The 16,777-nt window shown below is 59.6% G+C and carries 17 protein-coding genes and 2 pseudogenes; 4 read left to right on the top strand and 15 right to left on the bottom strand.

The window, feature by feature from the left end; translation table 11 throughout:
* Positions 1–265: 265 nt before the first annotated feature.
* A pseudogene (locus AMK02_RS24935) lies at positions 266–451 on the top strand (hypothetical protein); the annotation flags it as partial.
* Positions 452–726: 275 nt separating this feature from the next.
* Here AMK02_RS24935 and AMK02_RS24940 read toward each other — a convergent pair.
* The 10 genes from AMK02_RS24940 to ccoN form a co-directional block, all read right to left on the bottom strand.
* A complete protein-coding gene (locus AMK02_RS24940; RefSeq protein ID WP_011053469.1) occupies positions 727–1,392 on the bottom strand; it encodes a Crp/Fnr family transcriptional regulator in 666 nt (221 codons plus the stop codon).
* Positions 1,393–1,423: 31 nt separating this feature from the next.
* Entirely contained in the window at positions 1,424–1,582 is a 159-nt protein-coding gene (gene ccoS / locus AMK02_RS24945) for a cbb3-type cytochrome oxidase assembly protein CcoS (protein WP_011053470.1), read from the bottom strand.
* Entirely contained in the window at positions 1,579–3,849 is a 2,271-nt protein-coding gene (locus AMK02_RS24950) for a cation-translocating P-type ATPase (RefSeq protein ID WP_011053471.1), read from the bottom strand. Before AMK02_RS24950 ends, ccoS begins: the two co-directional genes overlap by 4 nt.
* Positions 3,846–4,331 (bottom strand): FixH family protein, encoded by a 486-nt coding sequence (locus AMK02_RS24955; protein ID WP_011053472.1) that lies wholly within the window; start codon positions 4,329–4,331, stop codon positions 3,846–3,848. The genes AMK02_RS24950 and AMK02_RS24955 overlap by 4 nt, the downstream gene beginning before the upstream one ends.
* Positions 4,328–5,902 (bottom strand): cytochrome c oxidase accessory protein CcoG, encoded by a 1,575-nt coding sequence (gene ccoG / locus AMK02_RS24960; protein WP_011053473.1) that lies wholly within the window; start codon positions 5,900–5,902, stop codon positions 4,328–4,330. The genes AMK02_RS24955 and ccoG overlap by 4 nt, the downstream gene beginning before the upstream one ends.
* Before the next feature lie 167 nt (positions 5,903–6,069).
* A complete protein-coding gene (locus tag AMK02_RS32370) occupies positions 6,070–6,255 on the bottom strand; it encodes a hypothetical protein (RefSeq protein ID WP_004674416.1) in 186 nt (61 codons plus the stop codon).
* An 11-nt stretch (positions 6,256–6,266) separates the two neighbouring features.
* The gene (ccoP, locus tag AMK02_RS24970; protein WP_004674413.1) at positions 6,267–7,130 is read right to left on the bottom strand and encodes a cytochrome-c oxidase, cbb3-type subunit III; all 864 of its coding nucleotides are present in this window, start codon (positions 7,128–7,130) and stop codon (positions 6,267–6,269) included.
* Position 7,131: 1 nt separating this feature from the next.
* On the bottom strand, positions 7,132–7,284 hold the full coding sequence (locus AMK02_RS24975) for a cbb3-type cytochrome c oxidase subunit 3 (RefSeq protein ID WP_016737484.1): 153 nt from the start codon (positions 7,282–7,284) through the stop codon (positions 7,132–7,134).
* An 8-nt stretch (positions 7,285–7,292) separates the two neighbouring features.
* Positions 7,293–8,027 carry a cytochrome-c oxidase, cbb3-type subunit II gene (gene ccoO, locus AMK02_RS24980; protein WP_046977166.1) on the bottom strand — a complete coding sequence of 245 codons (735 nt, stop codon included), beginning with the start codon at positions 8,025–8,027 and terminating at the stop codon, positions 7,293–7,295.
* 8 nt (positions 8,028–8,035) lie between these two features.
* Positions 8,036–9,658 carry a cytochrome-c oxidase, cbb3-type subunit I gene (gene ccoN, locus AMK02_RS24985; RefSeq protein ID WP_046977167.1) on the bottom strand — a complete coding sequence of 541 codons (1,623 nt, stop codon included), beginning with the start codon at positions 9,656–9,658 and terminating at the stop codon, positions 8,036–8,038.
* Between the two features lie 241 nt (positions 9,659–9,899).
* On the opposite strand from ccoN, the pseudogene AMK02_RS31940 reads away from it, so the two are divergent.
* A pseudogene (locus tag AMK02_RS31940) lies at positions 9,900–10,617 on the top strand (cyclic nucleotide-binding domain-containing protein); the annotation flags it as partial.
* A gap of 306 nt (positions 10,618–10,923) precedes the next feature.
* Positions 10,924–11,367, top strand: a complete 444-nt coding sequence (locus AMK02_RS24995) for a pseudoazurin (RefSeq protein WP_004674399.1) — start codon at positions 10,924–10,926, stop codon at positions 11,365–11,367.
* A gap of 965 nt (positions 11,368–12,332) precedes the next feature.
* On the opposite strand, the gene hemN is transcribed toward AMK02_RS24995, so the two are convergent.
* Positions 12,333–13,685: an oxygen-independent coproporphyrinogen III oxidase gene (gene hemN / locus AMK02_RS25000; RefSeq protein WP_016737481.1), complete on the bottom strand. Its 1,353-nt coding sequence runs from the start codon at positions 13,683–13,685 to the stop codon at positions 12,333–12,335.
* 478 nt (positions 13,686–14,163) lie between these two features.
* Between hemN and AMK02_RS25005 the strand changes: the two genes are divergently transcribed.
* Positions 14,164–14,394 carry an NAD(P) transhydrogenase subunit alpha gene (locus AMK02_RS25005; RefSeq protein WP_225880318.1) on the top strand — a complete coding sequence of 77 codons (231 nt, stop codon included), beginning with the start codon at positions 14,164–14,166 and terminating at the stop codon, positions 14,392–14,394.
* Positions 14,395–14,407: 13 nt separating this feature from the next.
* On the opposite strand, the gene AMK02_RS25010 is transcribed toward AMK02_RS25005, so the two are convergent.
* The 4 genes from AMK02_RS25010 to AMK02_RS25025 form a co-directional block, all read right to left on the bottom strand.
* Positions 14,408–14,863 carry a phasin gene (locus AMK02_RS25010; RefSeq protein ID WP_010024976.1) on the bottom strand — a complete coding sequence of 152 codons (456 nt, stop codon included), beginning with the start codon at positions 14,861–14,863 and terminating at the stop codon, positions 14,408–14,410.
* Between the two features lie 874 nt (positions 14,864–15,737).
* Positions 15,738–16,055, bottom strand: coding sequence for a ferredoxin III, nif-specific (fdxB, locus tag AMK02_RS25015; protein WP_004677870.1), 318 nt, complete (start codon positions 16,053–16,055; stop codon positions 15,738–15,740).
* Positions 16,052–16,255, bottom strand: a complete 204-nt coding sequence (locus tag AMK02_RS25020; RefSeq protein WP_009991124.1) for a CCE_0567 family metalloprotein — start codon at positions 16,253–16,255, stop codon at positions 16,052–16,054. The genes fdxB and AMK02_RS25020 overlap by 4 nt, the downstream gene beginning before the upstream one ends.
* 24 nt (positions 16,256–16,279) lie before the next feature.
* Positions 16,280–16,768, bottom strand: coding sequence for a NifX-associated nitrogen fixation protein (locus AMK02_RS25025; protein WP_009991126.1), 489 nt, complete (start codon positions 16,766–16,768; stop codon positions 16,280–16,282).
* Between the last annotated feature and the right edge of the window lie 9 nt (positions 16,769–16,777).

Genomic DNA, 16,777 nt, shown 5'->3' on the forward strand with positions numbered 1-16,777 from the left:
CGTCTGGCAAACCGCGCGACCACAGAAGCCGCCGCCGCGCTAGGTCCTTAGCGCCCATCGTCCTTGCAACTCGCAACTCACTCAGCCTCGACGCATTCGCAGGCGTGATAACGCCGGCTGCGAAAGACAGAAGATGCACTGTTGTAGTCTCCGGCTCCCGCCGCTGCTTGCATGACGGCTTGCGCCAGTCGTTGACAAAACTCAATTGGCCAGCCAGCATTTCCGTTGCCCGGCCATTTGTAATGACTAAGTCTGAGGTGGTGCCATGCCTCGCATGATCAGGTTCATACTCACGCGTTTGGCGACGGGGTTCGCAATTGGATCCGCCGTGGGCTTCTTCGTTTGGCAAAATGGATTTGCCGCGGCAGGCACGCTTGAGAATTATCTCGCGAAGGGCCTGTTCATCTACCTCTTCGCAAGCACCATCAGCATGGGTTATCTCGCGACGGCCCCTCGAAGAATAGCGCCGGACGCTCTCCGTCGCATGTTGGTGCTCGTTGCGCCCGTTCGTCTGCACTTCCCTATTAAGCCCGCCAGTCCGACGGTATCCGCATGTGTCGTCAGCGCCACCGTTGATGCGGACAAGGCCTGAAGCAAGCGATGAAGACAGTCGAGATCACAAAAACAATCCGTCCTGGTGCTTTTTTGCGCCTGGCCATAACGGAGCAAGCGATCGCCATATTGACGGTTGTCGAATTCCGGCGCGGTTATCGCCCTGCCCCGAGGTCAGCACGCCTTCCGCAGCAGATCGACGCTGTCAACCACGACGACCCTGCCTCTGACTTCGACCCCTGCAGGACCGAGGGCAGCGAAAGCCCGCGAAAGGGCTTCGGGCGCAACCCCGAGTTTGCCGGCCAGAATTCTTTTCCGGTAAGGCAGGCGAAAGGTGGCCTGCGATGCTGAGGCCGGGCAGCGGCTGACGAGGTAATTCGCAACACGCTGTGCAGCCGTGTGCAGCCGGTCTCCCGCTATGCAATCCATGGCACCGAGCAGATGCCGGGCCATGATGCGCATGACGTTGCGACGCATGACGGGGTCCCGGTCGGCAAGCGCCCGCAACTCCACAAGGTCGAACAACGCGACCTCTGCGCCGTCGGCGGACCATGCGCTGTAGGTGTAGGAGCCGCCTGCCGACAGGAGATATTCACCGAACGTCTCACCCGGTTCGCAGATGCAGATATCTGCCTGGCGCCCCGCGGATTCCGACTTCGAAAGTCGCACGAAGCCGCGCATCACGCAATAGACGAACGACGCCTGCTGGCCCTCGGCGATGATCCGCTCGTCCGGTGCGAAGATCTGGAACTGAGCCGTGTCGGCCAGTTCTTCTATCCTTGCTTTGTCCAGGCCGTGAAACAGGTCAGATCGCAAAAGTATGGGATGTCTCGATAGCATCGATCTTCCTTTCGTTTCGGCCGTGAGCGGTTCAAGGTCTTTTGCAATCGGTTTCGTCCTCGACGAGGATTCGCCAAGCTGCTCCTTCAAGGTCCTCGTACTGGCGGCTCGTCAGCGACCAGAGGAACGCCAGGAGACCCATTCCCCCCATCAGCAGTGCGATCGGCATCAGATAGATCAGCATGTTCATGCGGTTTCAACTTCCGCACGTCCGCCGGCAAGCGGCTCGCTCCGTAGGCCGAAGGCATTTAATCGCAGCGCATTCGTCACGACGATGATCGACGAAGTCGACATGGCCACCGCCGCTATCAGCGGCGTTGCCAGGCCGGCGATTGCGATCGGTACCGCAAGCACGTTGTAACCGATGGCGAGAGCAAAGTTCTGGCGAATGAGGCTGGCGGATCTTCGTGCAACGGCGATTGCCTCAGGAACGGCATCGAGACGATCGTTGAAGAAGATAAGGTCGGCGGCTTGCCTGCCGACGTCGGATGCGGTTGCAGGCGCCATCGAGACCTGCGCGGCGGCCAGCGCCGGTGCGTCGTTGATCCCGTCGCCGACCATGAGCACGCGATAGCCCTCGGCGCCCAGCCTCTGGAGTTCCTCGACCTTCTGTTTCGGCCCCAGGTCGCCCAGAGCTTTGCCGATACCGAGAGCCCGCGCTGTGTTGTCGACGACGGCCTGCCTGTCGCCGGATACTATCAACGTTTCGATACCGGCTGCAGCGAGCTGGCGGAAAGTCTCCGCGGCGCCCGGACGAAGCGTGTCGTCAAACAGGAAACGGGCGAGATCGACGCCGTTTTTCGACAGGACCACCTCCGAAAACGGAGTATCGCCCGCGGGCGTGAGCCCGGTTCCGCAGGCAAAGGCCCGGTTGCCGAGCCGATAGAAGTCCGCTCCTTGCCAGGCTTCCAGCCCCCCGCCGGCGATTTCCGTGACCCTGTCGAAGGCGAAGGGGTAAGAGATGTCTATGTCCCGCACCAGACCCTGGGAAAGCGGATGCCGTGAATGCGCCGCCATTGCGCAAACGATGGCTCTATTGCCCGCGATCGAGTCGATTCGGACGAGGCGGGGCCGGCCCATCGTCAGGGTGCCGGTCTTGTCGAAGGCCACGATGTCCGCGTCGGCCAGTCTTTCGAGCGCCGAACCGTCCTTCACCACGATGCCCCTGCGGAAAAGTTCGCCGGCGGCGACCACCTGGACCACCGGTACAGCAAGGCCCAATGCGCAGGGGCATGTGATGATCAGCACCGCGACCGCGACCAGCATGGCCTGTTTCCAATCGCCCCCAAGCAAGCCCCAGGCGAGAAAGGAGGCCAGCGCCAACAGGTGCACGGCGGGAGAATAAAGTGCTGCGGCGCGATCGGCGACCCGGCGATAACGAGCCCTGCCGCCCTCGGCCGCTTCCATCAGGCCGATGATCTCGGAAAGAAGCGAATCCCTTGCCACTTTGGTCGCCCGCAGGACGAGCGAACCGGTCAGGTTCATCGCACCCGAATTCAGCGCGCTGCCTGCGGCGACGGCGACCGTGCTGCTTTCACCGGTGACGATGGAGAGGTCAACATCGCTCTCGCCGCTGACGATCATGCCATCGACGGGAATGCGTTGGCCGGCGGCAATCGCGATGTTATCCCCGACGGCGATCTCTTCGACCGGGATGTAGTGCCGCGACCCGTCCGGCATCATCAGCTGCGCCCCGCGCGGCGCCAGTCTGGCAAGCCCGTTGATCGCGGCGCGGGCTTTTTCCCGCATCACATGATCGAGGGTTCTGCCGATCAGCAGGAAGAACAGCAGAGACACCGACGCGTCGAACCAGGCATGTTCGCCATGGTGCATGGTTTCCCATAGGGAGACCGCATAGGACAGCGTCACTGCAAGCGAGATCGGAACATCCATGTTGGTGCGCCTACGCTTGAGCCCGCTCCAGGCCGATTTGAAGAAGAAGCGTCCACCATAAACCAGCGCCGGCGCCGCGATCATCGCCGAGATCCAGTGAAACATGTCGCGCGTGGCCGCATCGGCGCCCGACCATACCGACACCGAGAGCATCATGATGTTGGCGGCCGCAAAGCCGGAAACTCCAATCGCCAGCAGTAGCTGGTTCCGGATCCTGTCGGTTTCGGGTGCTGTCGACGTGATGAGATGGGCGCGGTATCCGGCCAAGGTGATCGCGGCGAGGATTTCGGAGGGATCGGTCGCCTTCGCCTCGATCTCTTCCTGATAGACGCAGGTGACACGCCTGGCGGTGAGATTGACCCGGGCTTTCCTGACGAACGCAAGCGCCGACAGCGCTTTTTCGAGGGTCAATATGCAGTCGCCACAGTGGACGTCGGGCACGCTGAGGTCGACCTGGCGTAACCCAGCCCCGAGCGGGTGGCTTGCAAGGCATACCTCCTCGGCGCTGGCGGATGTCGCGCTGAGGCCGAGAACGCTTTCCGCATCCATCGAGCAGCAGGTCATTGGCGGAACTCCGCGGTGTCGAAGCGTTTGGCCTCATGCATGACGACCGCCCCGTTCATTCTCGATATGGCCTCGACGATCCAGTCGCCGGCGACAACCTGGTGATCGGCTTCGAACCGCCCTTCGCCCGTCTTCCGGAGCGTCACGCGGAAATCCTCATGATCGCCGACGGGCCGTTTGAAGTTCAGCGTGACATCATCGATGATCGCAGGCGTGCCGGCCTGGTCGTGGATGTCGTAACGGATTTGGCTGCCCTTAACGACGAGCGCGCCCTCGACGCCGGAGGCGGCCATTGCCTTCATCGCTGCCGCCCTGGTGTTGAATTCCTGGCTGGCCACATAGGTGTTTTCCACGACGATGCCACTCCAGCTGGACGCAGCATAGAAGGCCATGGTGGCGTTTACGGCGATCACTACGGCGAAGAATGCCGAGGTGGCAAGCAGCACGTGCAAGCCGGTAAAGCCCTGAGTAGAAGTCTTCATTTCACGTCTCCCGGCGCGTTGAACGCCGCGCGATAGCTCGCCCGGTCGGCTTGACCTGCGTCTTGACCTATATCTTCGATGACGAAGAGGAATTCGTTGATCTCTGCCCCGTCTGGGGCGCGCGTGACGAAGACCTTGAGCGTCGTGGCCGCGTCGGGTTCGACGTGAGCGGTGAAGCTGCGGGCATCCTGCCCGCCGAACTCGGGAATGCGCATTGTGCCCCCCTCCAGCCCGACGAGGGTGATGGTCACGTCCCGCGGCTTCGGCACCATGTTGAGGACATGCAGCGTGTAGCCGTTTCGGATGGAGCCGTCGCTTTCCAGAACATATTGAGGGTTCCGGTCGTGGATAACGTTGAGCCTGAGCCGATCGCGTAAGGCGAGATGGACGACCATGGCGACGCCGATCGATGCCCAGACGACACCGTAGAAGACAATTCTTCGGCGGAAGATGATGCGCCAGTCGAAATTCCGGACAGCTGGCATGAAGCTTCCGTCGTCGTTTCGGACATTGGAGGGCTGGATGGCTGTCCGTCCTCCGTCAGTAGCAAGCGACATGTTGCTCGAATATTCCTTGAGCGTCGCATAGGCGATCAGGCCGTGCGGCTTCCCGAGCTTGTCCATGACGCCGCCACAGGCGTCGATGCAGAGGGCGCATGTGATGCATTCCATCTGCTGGCCGTCGCGGATGTCGATCCCCATCGGGCAGACGGCGACGCAGGCATTGCAGTCCACGCAATCGCCCACCGGCAGACCCTGAGCCTTCTTGCCATGGCGCGACCGCTGCTCGCCCCGCCAGTCGTTGTAGGTGACAACAAGCGAATTCTCATCCAGCATCGCGCCCTGAATGCGCGGCCACGGACACATATAGGTGCATGTCTGTTCGCGCATGAGGCCGCCAAGCACATAGGTCGTCGCGGTCAGGGTGGCGATCGTGGCATACGCAGCGGCAGGAGCGCTGCCGTCAAACAGTGAAGCCGCCAGGCTCGGCGCGTCGGCAAAATAGAAGATCCATGCTCCGCCCGTGGCGATGGCGATCAGCAGCCAGATCGCGTGCTTGATCACCCGCTTCCTGAGCTTGTCGAAAGTGAAGGGGTCGGCATCGAGCTTCATCCGAGCGTTTCGGTCGCCTTCGACAGCGCGTTCGACGACGAGAAAGAGATCGACCCAGACGGTCTGCGGACAGGCATAGCCACACCAGGCGCGGCCGACAGCGGCGGTGAGGAGAAAGAGGCCGAAGCCCGCCATGACGAGCAGGCCCGCCACATAGTAGAATTCCTGCGGCCAGATCTCGATGAAGAAAAAGAAGAAGCGCCGCGAGGCGAGGTCGACGAGGATTGCCTGATTGGGCGCATAGGGACCGCGGTCCCAGCGAATCCACGGCGCGAGGTAATAGGTGCCAAGCGTGAGCAGCATCAAGACCCATTTGAACCGGCGAAAGGGCCCTTCGGCTCGTTTCGGAAAGATCTTCTTGCGCGGCGCATAGAGAGGCTGGCGGTTGCGCCGGGCGTTGACGGGTTCGACGCGAACGTGGTCAATGTCATTTAGATTAGGGCGGGTATAGAGATTCATAGGACCTGTCCGATTTTCACCACTCTTTTCCCAGCCGTGGCGGATCCGTTCCTTGATGCAGATCAAGAACGACCGTGCAGAAGCGAAAAGGCCACGCCCCAGAGTAAGGGCGTGGCCGGAGGACAGCGGCGGAGAAACCGCTGGGACGTCCTCCACAGGAGCTGAAACTATCGGCTCGTCTGCTTGTGGTCTTTGAGGCAGATCAAACTCACCATCGAATTGCCGATTTTTGCAGGGTCGTCCTGCTCCGAAGACGCAGGCATCTGTTGGGCGCGGGCTGAGACACGCGATCGGATAACAGCACGCGGCGCGCCGTAGAGAGGGAGGATCGGATTGCGGTCGTGGGCTGTCATGTCTCTTCTCCTTACGTGCCGCCGCCGAGCGCATGAACGAAAATAGTAAGCTCGTTTACCGTTGTGTCCCCCAGGCGCGCTGCCCAGGCAGGCATTACGCCATGTTTGGGAGAGGCAACCTGACGAAGGATGGCGTCTTCACCCCGCGACTTCAGCCAGATTGCGTCGGCGAGATCCGGCGCACCCATTTCCACCTTTCCTTTGGCGTCCTCGCCGTGACATGGGGCGCAATTGTCGAAGAAAACCTGTTTTCCGGCCGCCGCCAGACCGACATCCGAGGGCGTATTGGTCAGCCCCCAGACAAAGGCGGCGACCTGCTTCATCTGGATGGGCTCCAGAACACCGGCAAAGGGCGGCATTTCGGAGGAATGGCTATCCGTATCGCCGTCGAAGCGGATGCCATGAGAGATCGTGGCCTGGATGGCATTCAGATCCCCGCCCCACAGCCAGTCGTCGTCGTTGAGATTCGGAAACCCCGGACCGCCGCTCGCTCCCGATCCATGGCAGGGCGCGCAGTTCACCTTGAAAGCGGATGCGCCGCCAGCGATCGCGAATTTACGAAGAGCAGGATCCGCGTCGATCTCCTCCACTGTCTTGGCAGCGATCAGGTCATGGAACTCCGTCTGCGATGACTTAGCGAGATTGAGGTCCTGCTGCAGCTCGGCGCGCGTTGAATAACCGAGATAGCCGTTAGTGGCGGAAGTGATCATCGGGATGGCCGGGTAAGCGATGGCGTAGCCGATCGCCCAGAGGATCGTCACGTAGAAGGTCCAGATCCACCAGCGCGGCATGGGATTGTTGAGCTCTTGGATGCCGTCCCATTCATGACCCGTCGTTTCGACGCCGCTCAGTTCATCGATATGCTTTTGCGACATCTCAATCGTCCTTCAAGGGAACATCGGCGGCATCTTTGGCCGTCTGCTTGCTACCTGGGCGAAGGGTGAGCATGACCGCGCCGACGAAGAATGCGGCCATTGCCAGGAGGCCCCAGCTGTCGGAGAAGTGTCTCATTGCAGTGTAAGTTTCCATGGATCACCTCACCGGTAGCCGGTCGCGTCGTCATAGGTCGAGAAATTAACCAGCGTTCCGAGCATCTGCAGGTAGGACACCAGCGCGTCCATCTCGGTCAGCCGGGTTGGATCGCCGTCGAGATCGCCGACATTCGCATTTGGGTAGCGCTTGAGTAGAGCCGCCGTGTCCGCGTTCGGATCGGCCTGGGCTCTCATGTCGGCCTCGGCATTCGCCAGCATGTCGTCGCTGTAAGGCACGCCCACGTCCTCATTGGCCTTGAGGTCCTCTCCGATACTCCTGACCGTCACCTCCTTCTCTTCGAGGAAGGCGTAGCTCGGCATGATTGATTCCGGCACCACGGCCCGCGGATTTGCGAGATGCTGGACGTGCCATTCGTTCGAGTAACGCCCCCCGACGCGGGCCAGATCGGGCCCTGTCCGCTTGGATCCCCATTGGAACGGGTGGTCGTACATCGATTCCGCGGCGAGCGAATAATGGCCGTAACGTTCGACCTCATCACGGAACGGCCGGATCATCTGGCTGTGGCAGAGATAGCAGCCTTCACGGATGTAGATGTTCCGTCCGGCGAGCTCTAGCGGCGTGTAGGGCCGCATGCCTTCCACTTTTTCGATCGTGTTCTGCAGGTAGAACAGCGGTGCGATTTCAACGATGCCGCCAATGCTGACGACCAGCAGCGAGCCGACCAGAAGAAGCGTCGCGTTCTTCTCGAGGGTCTTATGTTTATCAAGTATCGATGCCATGTCTCACCTCATTCGGCAGGCTGTGCCTGGGGCACGAAAGTGGTCGGGATTGCAGCTTCGTCGCGCAGGTGGCCGCGGATCGTCATGAACACGTTCCAGGCCATGACGAGACCGCCCGCCAGGTAAAGCGCTCCGCCGACCGCGCGCAGCACGTAGTAGGGAATCATCGCCGCGACCGTCTCCGCGAAGGAATAGACGAGGAAGCCCTGGGAATTGTATTCGCGCCACATCAGCCCCTGCTGGATGCCAGCAACCCAGAGGACCGCGGCGTAGATCACGATGCCGAGGGTCGCGAGCCAGAAGTGCCAGTTAACCATCCGCAGGCTATAGAGACGCTCGCGCCCCCACAGCTTCGGCGTCAGGTAATAGATGGCCCCGAAGGTGATCATACCCACCCAGCCGAGCGCGCCGGAATGCACGTGGCCGATCGTCCATTCGGTATAGTGGCTGAGCGAATTGACTGTTTTGACCGACATCATCGGGCCTTCGAAGGTCGACATGCCGTAAAAGGCGATGGCGACGATCATCATGCGGATGATCGGATCCGTGCGGATCTTGTCCCAAGCGCCCGAAAGGGTCATCAGGCCGTTGATCATGCCGCCCCAGGAGGGCATCCAGAGCATGACCGAGAACACCATGCCGAGCGTCTGCGCCCAGTCGGGCAGCGCCGTGTAATGCAGGTGGTGCGGACCGGCCCAGATATACATGAAGATCAGCGCCCAGAAGTGGATGATCGACAGCCGGTAGGAATAGACGGGCCGGTTGGCCTGCTTCGGCACAAAATAGTACATCATCCCCAGGAAGCCGGCGGTGAGGAAGAAGCCGACGGCGTTGTGGCCGTACCACCATTGGGTGAGTGCATCCTGGACGCCGGAGAAGAGAGAATAGCTCTTGGAGCCGAGGAACGACGCCGGAACAGCGAGGTTGTTGACCACATGCAGCATCGCAATGGTGACTATGAAGCTGAGATAGAACCAGTTTGCCACGTAGATATGCGGCTCTTTGCGCTTCAGGATCGTTCCGAGATAGACGGCCAGATAGGCGACCCAGACGATGGTAAGCCACAGGTCGACGTACCATTCGGGCTCGGCATATTCGCGCGACTGATTGATGCCGATCACGTAGCCGGTCGCAGCCATCACGATGAACAGCTGGTAGCCCCAGAAGACGAACCAGGCGAGTGTTCCTCCGAAGAGACGCGCGCGACAGGTGCGTTGCACCACATAGAAGGATGTCATGATCAGCGCGTTGCCGCCGAAGGCGAAGATCACCGCCGATGTGTGAACCGGCCGCAATCTTCCGAAATTCCAATAGGGCGCGATGTTGAGGTCGGGAAAGGCGAGCTGCAGCGCGATGATCACGCCGACGAGGAAGCCGACGACGCCCCAGAACACCGTAGCGATCAGGCCGTAGCGGATTACCTCGTCGCAATAGCCCGTAAGCTCTGTTTTGCGCTGTTGGCCCGTCGGCGAAAACTCTGCGTTTCTGACAAGCAGCAGCGTTCCCGCAACCAGGCAGAGGCAAAGTATACCCATATGGACTGCAAACAGATGATCGTGCGCGAATGCGGCCGCGAGCAGCGCCAGAAACGCTGCGACCGCGATCACCATCGTTTCTGTCGTGTAATTCATGATGTCGTCTCCAGTGCGCAGACGACCGCCTCGCGGCCGGCTTTCTCGGATTTCGAGGCAGGACTGTCACGAAGACGGGAACGGCTCCTTGATCTACATCAACAAGCGGACTGGAAGCGGTGGACGAACCGACGTTGTTACACTCTGTTGCAAACTTCCCCCTTTGGCACCGCCCGCTTACTCCCGTGTGACGCAGCTGCTTTCTACCGCACCCACTGCCACAAGGGGCGATGAAGATGCTGTGCAGAACAACCACGCGTTCGACAATGGCGCGAAGGGGCGCGAAGCCATACATGCCGGCCAATCCCTCTCTTCGCTGTTCGTAGGCTCGGCGGCCGAGGCCGTCGCAGCCGGTAAGGCGATTTGGTGGGAGGGTGATAAGCAACCATCTTGTCCAGGTGGAAGAAGGTGTCGTGCGCCTGCTTCGTATCATCGGCGAAAGATCGTCGGGTGATAATCGCTCTTCAATTCGCCGGCGATCTCAACGGCGCGTCGCTGCAAATCGATTTCCTATTTACGGCTGAGGCCGTCACGAAATGCAAGATCCGCCGGATATCGCACATGAGTTTCCACGGGGAAGTCGCTCGGTCTAATGCGCTCGCTCGACCTAGCTCTCGTTGCTCTGGCAGGAGGCGGCCGCTTCGCATGAACAGATGGTGCTGTTGCCGAAGAAGAACGCCGAGGAGCGCCCCTGCAGCTTCATCGTGAAGCTTGCATTCCGGCGCAACCCGCGTCCGCCAAGGTCCGTTGCGCGTTTCCATGAATCGTCAAGACATTGCGGATCATCTCGGCCTGACCATTGAGACCCTGGCCCACACCGTTACGAAACTTGCGTCGCGCAACATCGTTATTCCCGAGGGCAGGCACGACCTGCGGAACGTCAATCTTGCCCGCTGGTACGGTTATCGGGCGACACTGATGATTTTTCCGAGGATTTCTGTCAGAGGGTAAACCTCAACACACGCGACAAGCCGCGGGATCGACATTCATGCCCTCCGCGAACTTCTCGACGCGATATGAGCTCAGTCACGGCAATCCTAAGCTGTTCAGCAGCGCCGACGTTCGCCGAGCGTGCTTGTCCTTCGGTGATTCCTACATCGCTTGCAGGCTGCCATGTCCCTCGCAAGGGCGCTGGGCAAGCAGGCAAAAATTGGGACCTTCTGCCTTTTTTCCCCGAATTTGACGGGCGTCAAAGAGCCCAATTCCGGCATCTGCTAAGACACATTCATGAGGCTGATTGGGTCTCGCAGAAAAGGAGCTTGCAAATGCGGTTAAAATTCGGTCTGATCGCTGCAGCGGCAGCCTTGATTGTTTCGGCAGCGCCGTTGATGGCGGCCGACCACCAGGTTCGGATGCTCAACAAAGGCACGGAAGGCGCGATGGTGTTCGAGCCTGGCTTCCTGAAGATCGCCCCCGGCGACACCGTCACCTTCATCCCCACCGACAAGGGCCACAACGTCGAAACCTTCAAAGGCCTCATTCCGGATGGCGTTGCCGACTTCAAGTCAAAGCCGAATGAGCTATATCGCGCGAAATTCGATGTTCCAGGCGTCTATGTCCTGAAATGCACCCCACATTCCGGCATGGGCATGGTTGCCCTGATCCAGGTGGGTGACAGTCCGCCCAATCTCGAAGCGATCAAGACTGCAAAGGTGCCGAACATGGTGCGCAAGCGGCTCGATGCCGACCTCACAAACATCACCCAGTGAGACACAGCAGGTGCGGATGACCGCGCAGCCCATGACGATGGCTTTCGTGGCAGCTGTTTGCCTCGCCAGGAGCAGCTGATGCTCAGTGAGCATCGAGCAGAGCCAGGCGCTGTCAGGCAAGACGTCCAAGGCAGTGGTCGGACACGGTTGTCGGCAAAGCCGATGCCGAAACCTGGTGGGACCGTCGAGAAAGTGAATGTGGCCTGTGAAAAGAGCTATGATCTGCACGGCAGACCTGTGAAGGAACGCGTGGGCAAGATCACTAGCCCGGCGGCAATCTCGCTGACGACGAATATAACGAGGTCGTTTTTTTGCGCGGCAGTCGCGAAGGAGATGCCAGCCAAAACCCGGGGTCTCGTTCTGGTTACCCAAGAATTGCACGGAAGGCGCCGTCGAACGTTTGATCGAAATCCCCGCGGCAGGCAAGTCCTACAACTAGGAGACCCCTGCCTCGTCCTTCGACGTGCTCGAACAACCGCGTTCGTGAGAGGGCGAGAGCCGTCGATCATGTGGCGCTCGGTAGCTCACCTCGCGAAAAGGCTCCTTCAGGCGCCTGCGCGGCGGCCATAATCGCGATGGGCACAACTCTGCGGACCGGCGCTTGCCCACGCCACCTTAAAGGTTCGACGTCAGTCGCCAACGATACCCTGGGCCGGGGCCTGCCGAGATCGAGCTGTATTTGAATGAGCCGAAAAGCTCGACGATAACGACCTCGACGTCCAGGCGGTGATACGGGCGCCCATCTACTTGTGACAGGGCGGCCCGATGACCGTATTTGTGAGTGCGCCCGCCCTGCTTCACACGAACTTGCGACGTCGATCCTCCTCGACGTGCCGTTGTCGACGGGACTCCTGGGAAGATAACTGCAGGGTCCTCGATCGAGAAACGGGAACTCGATGTCTTCTCGCGCGGCCTTTGATGCGTTTCGTGTCGCCGGAACCGATGCACACTTCCGGCGACAAGTACTAGGCTGCCTTGCTGTGCGTGTGCCCGTGCGAGCTAAAATAGGCGTCGAATGCCGCCGCGACTGCACGGACCATGAAGCGCGCCTCCTCGCATACGACAATCCGCTCACCGCTGATCGTCACGACGCCGTCGGCCATGAGCTCGCCGAGACGGTCGTTGCGCTCGACAAGGAAGCCGGTGTCGAAACCCGATCCGCTGCTCAACTGGCCGAGATCGGCTTCGAAATCGCACATCAGCCTCTCGATGACCCTCGCCCGAAGCTTGTCCTCCTCGCTGAGAAGATATCCCTTGGCGGTCGGCAGCACCCCGAAGGCAATTCGCTCGGCATAGAGGCCGAGAGGCACGTGGTTCTGCATATAGCCGGCCGGCAGCCGCCCGATCGCAGATGCGCCGAGGCCGATCAGGCTATCGCAATCATCCGTGGTATAGCCCTGGAAGTTTCTCCTCAGCGTTCTGTTGCGCGCGGCGAGCGCCAACTGATCGTTCGGCAGTGCAAAATGATCGAGCCCAATGCGCAGATATCCGGCCTTCTGGAGCTCCTCGGCGATCACTTCCGCCTGCTCGTTCCGCTGTTTTGCGTCCGGCAGCGATGCTTCGTCGATCAGGCGCTGATGTTTCTTAAAAGCGGGTATGTGAGCGTAACCGAAAACGGCGAAACGTTCGGGACGCAGTTCTGCAGCCAGCCGGACCGTCTCGATGCAAGATTGGACAGTCTGTTTCGGAAGGCCATAAATTAGGTCGAAGTTGATGCTGCTGACGCCTGCTGAGCGCAACCCGGCGACCGCCCTTTCCGTCTGCTCAAAGGATTGCAGCCGCTTGATACCGGCCTGCACGATCGGATCGAAGCTCTGGACGCCGAGGCTTGCGCGGTCGACGCCGTTTTCGGCGAGCGCATCGATCATGGGGGCGACCAATGTGCGAGGGTCGATCTCGACTGCGACGCCGGCTTTCGCTTCAAACGTGAAGGCACTCCTGAGCTTTGCCATTAGAGCCGAAAATTCCTGCGGCTTCATGACCGACGGCGTGCCGCCGCCGAAATGCACGTACTTGACGGGCACGTCGTTTCCGGCCGCAAAAGAGACGAGCTCGATCTCTTCCTTCATCACGTCGAGATAGTCGGCGACCGGAGCGTCTTGCCGGGTGATGGTCGTGTGGCAGCCGCAGTACCAGCATATCGAACGGCAGAACGGGACGTGGAGATAAACCGAAACCGGGCCAGCCGCGGCGATATGGGCGAGATTGCCGGCATATTCATCCGGCCCCACGGCTGCAGAAAAAGCCGCCGCCGTCGGGTAACTCGTATAACGCGGAACCCGCGCATCGCCGTATTTGGCGATCAGATCATCAGACATTTTCGCATCCCTTTTCAAAACAGGATGCTTTATGATCTCCGGCCGCGCCGGCTTCCTTGTCCCAAATCAATGATGACGTCTCAGGCCAGAATCAGCCGGATCTTTGTCCGCTGTGAAAGTCAGCACTTTCGAACCCGCCTAACATCTCGTTCTGACATGGGTCGAGCCGCGGTCCCGGCTGTTCGAAGAGACGTGCCACAAGGAAATGAGCAAGAATGACTGATACGCAAAACGGGTGAAACAAATTGGTGTCCGCGTGCTGTCGCCGGTCGAGCCATCCCACGGTTTCGGCTCGCTCCATGCGCTGGCCCCCGGCGATAGTTTGTTGATCGCCAGTGGAACTGGTGCCGGCCTAACGGCGGGAATCTCGAGCGAAGCCTGCCGAAACGCGGAAGTCGTGGTCGTTTTCCAATTCCACAGGCCCTCGCCGCGGCCGCCGACGTGATCGTCAAGGTGCGCCTCGATCAATGAGGTCGCCCTGCTGTCGCCTGAAAAGACGCTAATCGCTTTCTTCTATCCCGCAGCCAACAATGAGTTGCTCAAGCGGGCTCTGCATTCGGGCGCGAATATAAGCGCCATAGACATGGTCCCGCGCATCAGCCGTGCACAGAAGATGAATGGGAAAGATCGGGGTTACCGGGCGGTCATCGAAGCGAGTGCGAACTTCAGGTGTTTCTTCACCGGGCAGATCACCGCGCGGTATTTCTAGGGTCTCCTCAGTTTTACGTCGCCTTGAGGTCCGTCAGCACCTTGTCAAAAGCATCCTTGACCGGCTTTGAGATTTCCTCCACCGCCCTGCTTGAGAGCACCCGGACTTCCTTGGCGTGCTGCAAACTTGTCTCAACGCGCTTGCGGAAAAAGGTCGACTGCTGTTCGAGGATCTGCGACGGCGAATTCGCGCCCAGCAAAGCTTGCAAATGTGAGAAGCTGGCCTCGGCGTCGGCCTGCAGTGCAGCGATCGTCTTCCACCACAATTCGTTGCCGAATAGACTTGTCGTTTCGAGGATCGGAGGCAGCATTTTCTGTGTCGCTTCAGCGCCGGACGCAAATTTCAAAAAAGCCTCTGTCACCTTCTTGTTCCCCTTTTCAACAGATGCGCCGAACTGATCTGGCACCTTGAGCGACGATGACCCCGGGTTTTCGATCGTTTCAAAGGATCTTTCGGAAATCTTGGTCATTGCATTTTCCTTCTCTTTGAGTTGGTTGCAAGCTGTGACATCGGGATTGACCCTTCCGCCGGCGGATGCATGGCCGCTTGGTAGAACGCGGATCCGATGACGAACGGTCAGGTGGCCTCCGTTCCGTTCGTTTCATGAACCGGCATAATGCAGACTGCTTTCTGCCGCTTGTAACCAGGGATCAGCAAACACCATGCCAACTGCTCCGACGCGCCAAGAAGATGATTTTCTTTTATCAATGGGCGGGTTGAGGGCAGGTTGATGTGTATTTGACGGAGAGACCGGCGAACAAAACGTTCCAATCACGACAAACCTGACAAAAGTGGCGGATGCCCGACATTTGCGAGAAATGTCGACGGTTGCGCTGGGGACAAGGGAATTAGCATGTAATTCAACCGCGCTCAGGATCGTCCTGTGTCGGATCGTATTGAGCCTGCGGGGTGGAAAGTGGCGTTGCGGTCCTCGCCGCAAGTGCCTCCGTCAGCTGCGCACTGGTGCTTACCTTGACGGTCAGCTTGCGCGAGACATTGCGTGCAATTGCAGTGCCTTCTTTGCACCGGCCGCCATTGATTAGAACCGCCGCATCCGCGGATCAGGCATGGGACACGAACGGCACGATCTGTGGCGATCCAATCGCGGGGCATCTGCCTTGGCAACCGGATAAGTTCATCGCCGAGGGCGACGAGACAGCGATCGCCACTTCGCGCTTTTAAAAAAGTCCTATTGAAAGAAGCGACGAACTAGCCACCATCGCAGCGCCAACTTTGTGGATGGAATGCCACACGAAGTAACTACGTTCGTTCGTTTGCGCAGACGACGAGCAGCAGGAGACAACAAACGATCTGAAGGTAACAGCGTTGACTTGTTCGCGAGATCACGCAGTAACCTTGTCTGCCGCGACATGGGTCTGACAGTTCTTCGGGCAGACGCGCGCGCAGGCGCCGCAACCAATGCAGCGGCCGGCCTCATCGACAACCATGATCATACGATTGAGCTCGCCATCGAAGTCTTCCTCCTCGTCGTCGCAGATGCCGAGGATTTCACCCGCTTCACCGACGCCATAGAGGTGCATGACTTCGCGAGAGCAGGCTTTGAAGCATCGGCCACAGCCGATGCAGGTTGTAGCATCGATGCAGGTCAGGTACTCCGGCACCCAGCTGGAGCCGTCGCGCGTGACGAAAGGGCCAGTCATCGTGAATTCTCCAATGCAGCGAGCTCTTCCTTCGCAGCGTTCAACTCGGCGAAGGCGTCGAACGTCTCTCCTGCAATGGTCTTGATTCTAGCCCAATTAATCGGAAGGTCCTCGGCAAGATCGTGCAACTCCATCTTCGCAGCGGCGGCGCGGGACTGCAGCTTGCGGACCTTCTTCAGCTGCTCCACAATGTCTGACATGATCTCTTTCCTCGAAAATTGATTTCATGATGCCCGCGCCACGTCGGGATAGGTTTCGATAACTTCAATAGCGTCATCGACCATTTTCGTGCCGGTCTCGGCGAGCTTGCCTAGCGTCTCAAAGCCGAACCGGTGGACATCGCGCAGGGTCTTCGACAGAACGACCAACCGTCCAGTCGTCAAAAGCAAGCGGCCGAAGCCCTCATGGCCGATCGTCATGATCGGCGATGCCAACAGGCCTGTGCACTCTTCGATCACAAGCCCCACGCAACTGTAAAAGTTCTGTAGCCTCCACAGCACATCAGGATCCGGATCGCCTATGATCGGGATCTTACGGCGCTGCTCCTTGGTGAGGATGAAGTCGGCCAGCAGGTCAGTGTCCGATTTGCCTTCCCACGCCCCATGGGCATCCTGAGCGCGGATGAGCCTTATCAGGCATCTGAGAAAAGGGGTGGCGAGATCCCCATCTTCGTTGACAGCAGGGCCATTCGTACTTCCTGTCAATGTACCCATTTCTTAGTC

It is taken from the genome of Rhizobium sp. N731, assembly GCF_001664145.1.
GTDB lineage: Bacteria > Pseudomonadota > Alphaproteobacteria > Rhizobiales > Rhizobiaceae > Rhizobium > Rhizobium esperanzae.

What these genes read in the sequence shown, in the direction of transcription:
- AMK02_RS25025 (WP_009991126.1), bottom strand. Translation starts at nt 16,768, where the DNA reads ATGGGTACATTGACAGGAAGTACGAATGGCCCTGCTGTCAACGAAGAT.
- ccoP (WP_004674413.1), bottom strand. Translation starts at nt 7,130, where the DNA reads ATGTCGCAAAAGCATATCGATGAACTGAGCGGCGTCGAAACGACGGGT.
- ccoO (WP_046977166.1), bottom strand. Translation starts at nt 8,027, where the DNA reads ATGGCATCGATACTTGATAAACATAAGACCCTCGAGAAGAACGCGACG.
- ccoG (WP_011053473.1), bottom strand. Translation starts at nt 5,902, where the DNA reads ATGAATCTCTATACCCGCCCTAATCTAAATGACATTGACCACGTTCGC.
- fdxB (WP_004677870.1), bottom strand. Translation starts at nt 16,055, where the DNA reads ATGACTGGCCCTTTCGTCACGCGCGACGGCTCCAGCTGGGTGCCGGAG.
- AMK02_RS24950 (WP_011053471.1), bottom strand. Translation starts at nt 3,849, where the DNA reads ATGACCTGCTGCTCGATGGATGCGGAAAGCGTTCTCGGCCTCAGCGCG.
- ccoS (WP_011053470.1), bottom strand. Translation starts at nt 1,582, where the DNA reads ATGAACATGCTGATCTATCTGATGCCGATCGCACTGCTGATGGGGGGA.
- AMK02_RS25010 (WP_010024976.1), bottom strand. Translation starts at nt 14,863, where the DNA reads ATGACCAAGATTTCCGAAAGATCCTTTGAAACGATCGAAAACCCGGGG.
- AMK02_RS24995 (WP_004674399.1), top strand. Translation starts at nt 10,924, where the DNA reads ATGCGGTTAAAATTCGGTCTGATCGCTGCAGCGGCAGCCTTGATTGTT.
- ccoN (WP_046977167.1), bottom strand. Translation starts at nt 9,658, where the DNA reads ATGAATTACACGACAGAAACGATGGTGATCGCGGTCGCAGCGTTTCTG.
- AMK02_RS24955 (WP_011053472.1), bottom strand. Translation starts at nt 4,331, where the DNA reads ATGAAGACTTCTACTCAGGGCTTTACCGGCTTGCACGTGCTGCTTGCC.
- AMK02_RS24975 (WP_016737484.1), bottom strand. Translation starts at nt 7,284, where the DNA reads ATGGAAACTTACACTGCAATGAGACACTTCTCCGACAGCTGGGGCCTC.
- AMK02_RS24940 (WP_011053469.1), bottom strand. Translation starts at nt 1,392, where the DNA reads ATGCTATCGAGACATCCCATACTTTTGCGATCTGACCTGTTTCACGGC.
- AMK02_RS32370 (WP_004674416.1), bottom strand. Translation starts at nt 6,255, where the DNA reads ATGACAGCCCACGACCGCAATCCGATCCTCCCTCTCTACGGCGCGCCG.
- hemN (WP_016737481.1), bottom strand. Translation starts at nt 13,685, where the DNA reads ATGTCTGATGATCTGATCGCCAAATACGGCGATGCGCGGGTTCCGCGT.
- AMK02_RS25020 (WP_009991124.1), bottom strand. Translation starts at nt 16,255, where the DNA reads ATGTCAGACATTGTGGAGCAGCTGAAGAAGGTCCGCAAGCTGCAGTCC.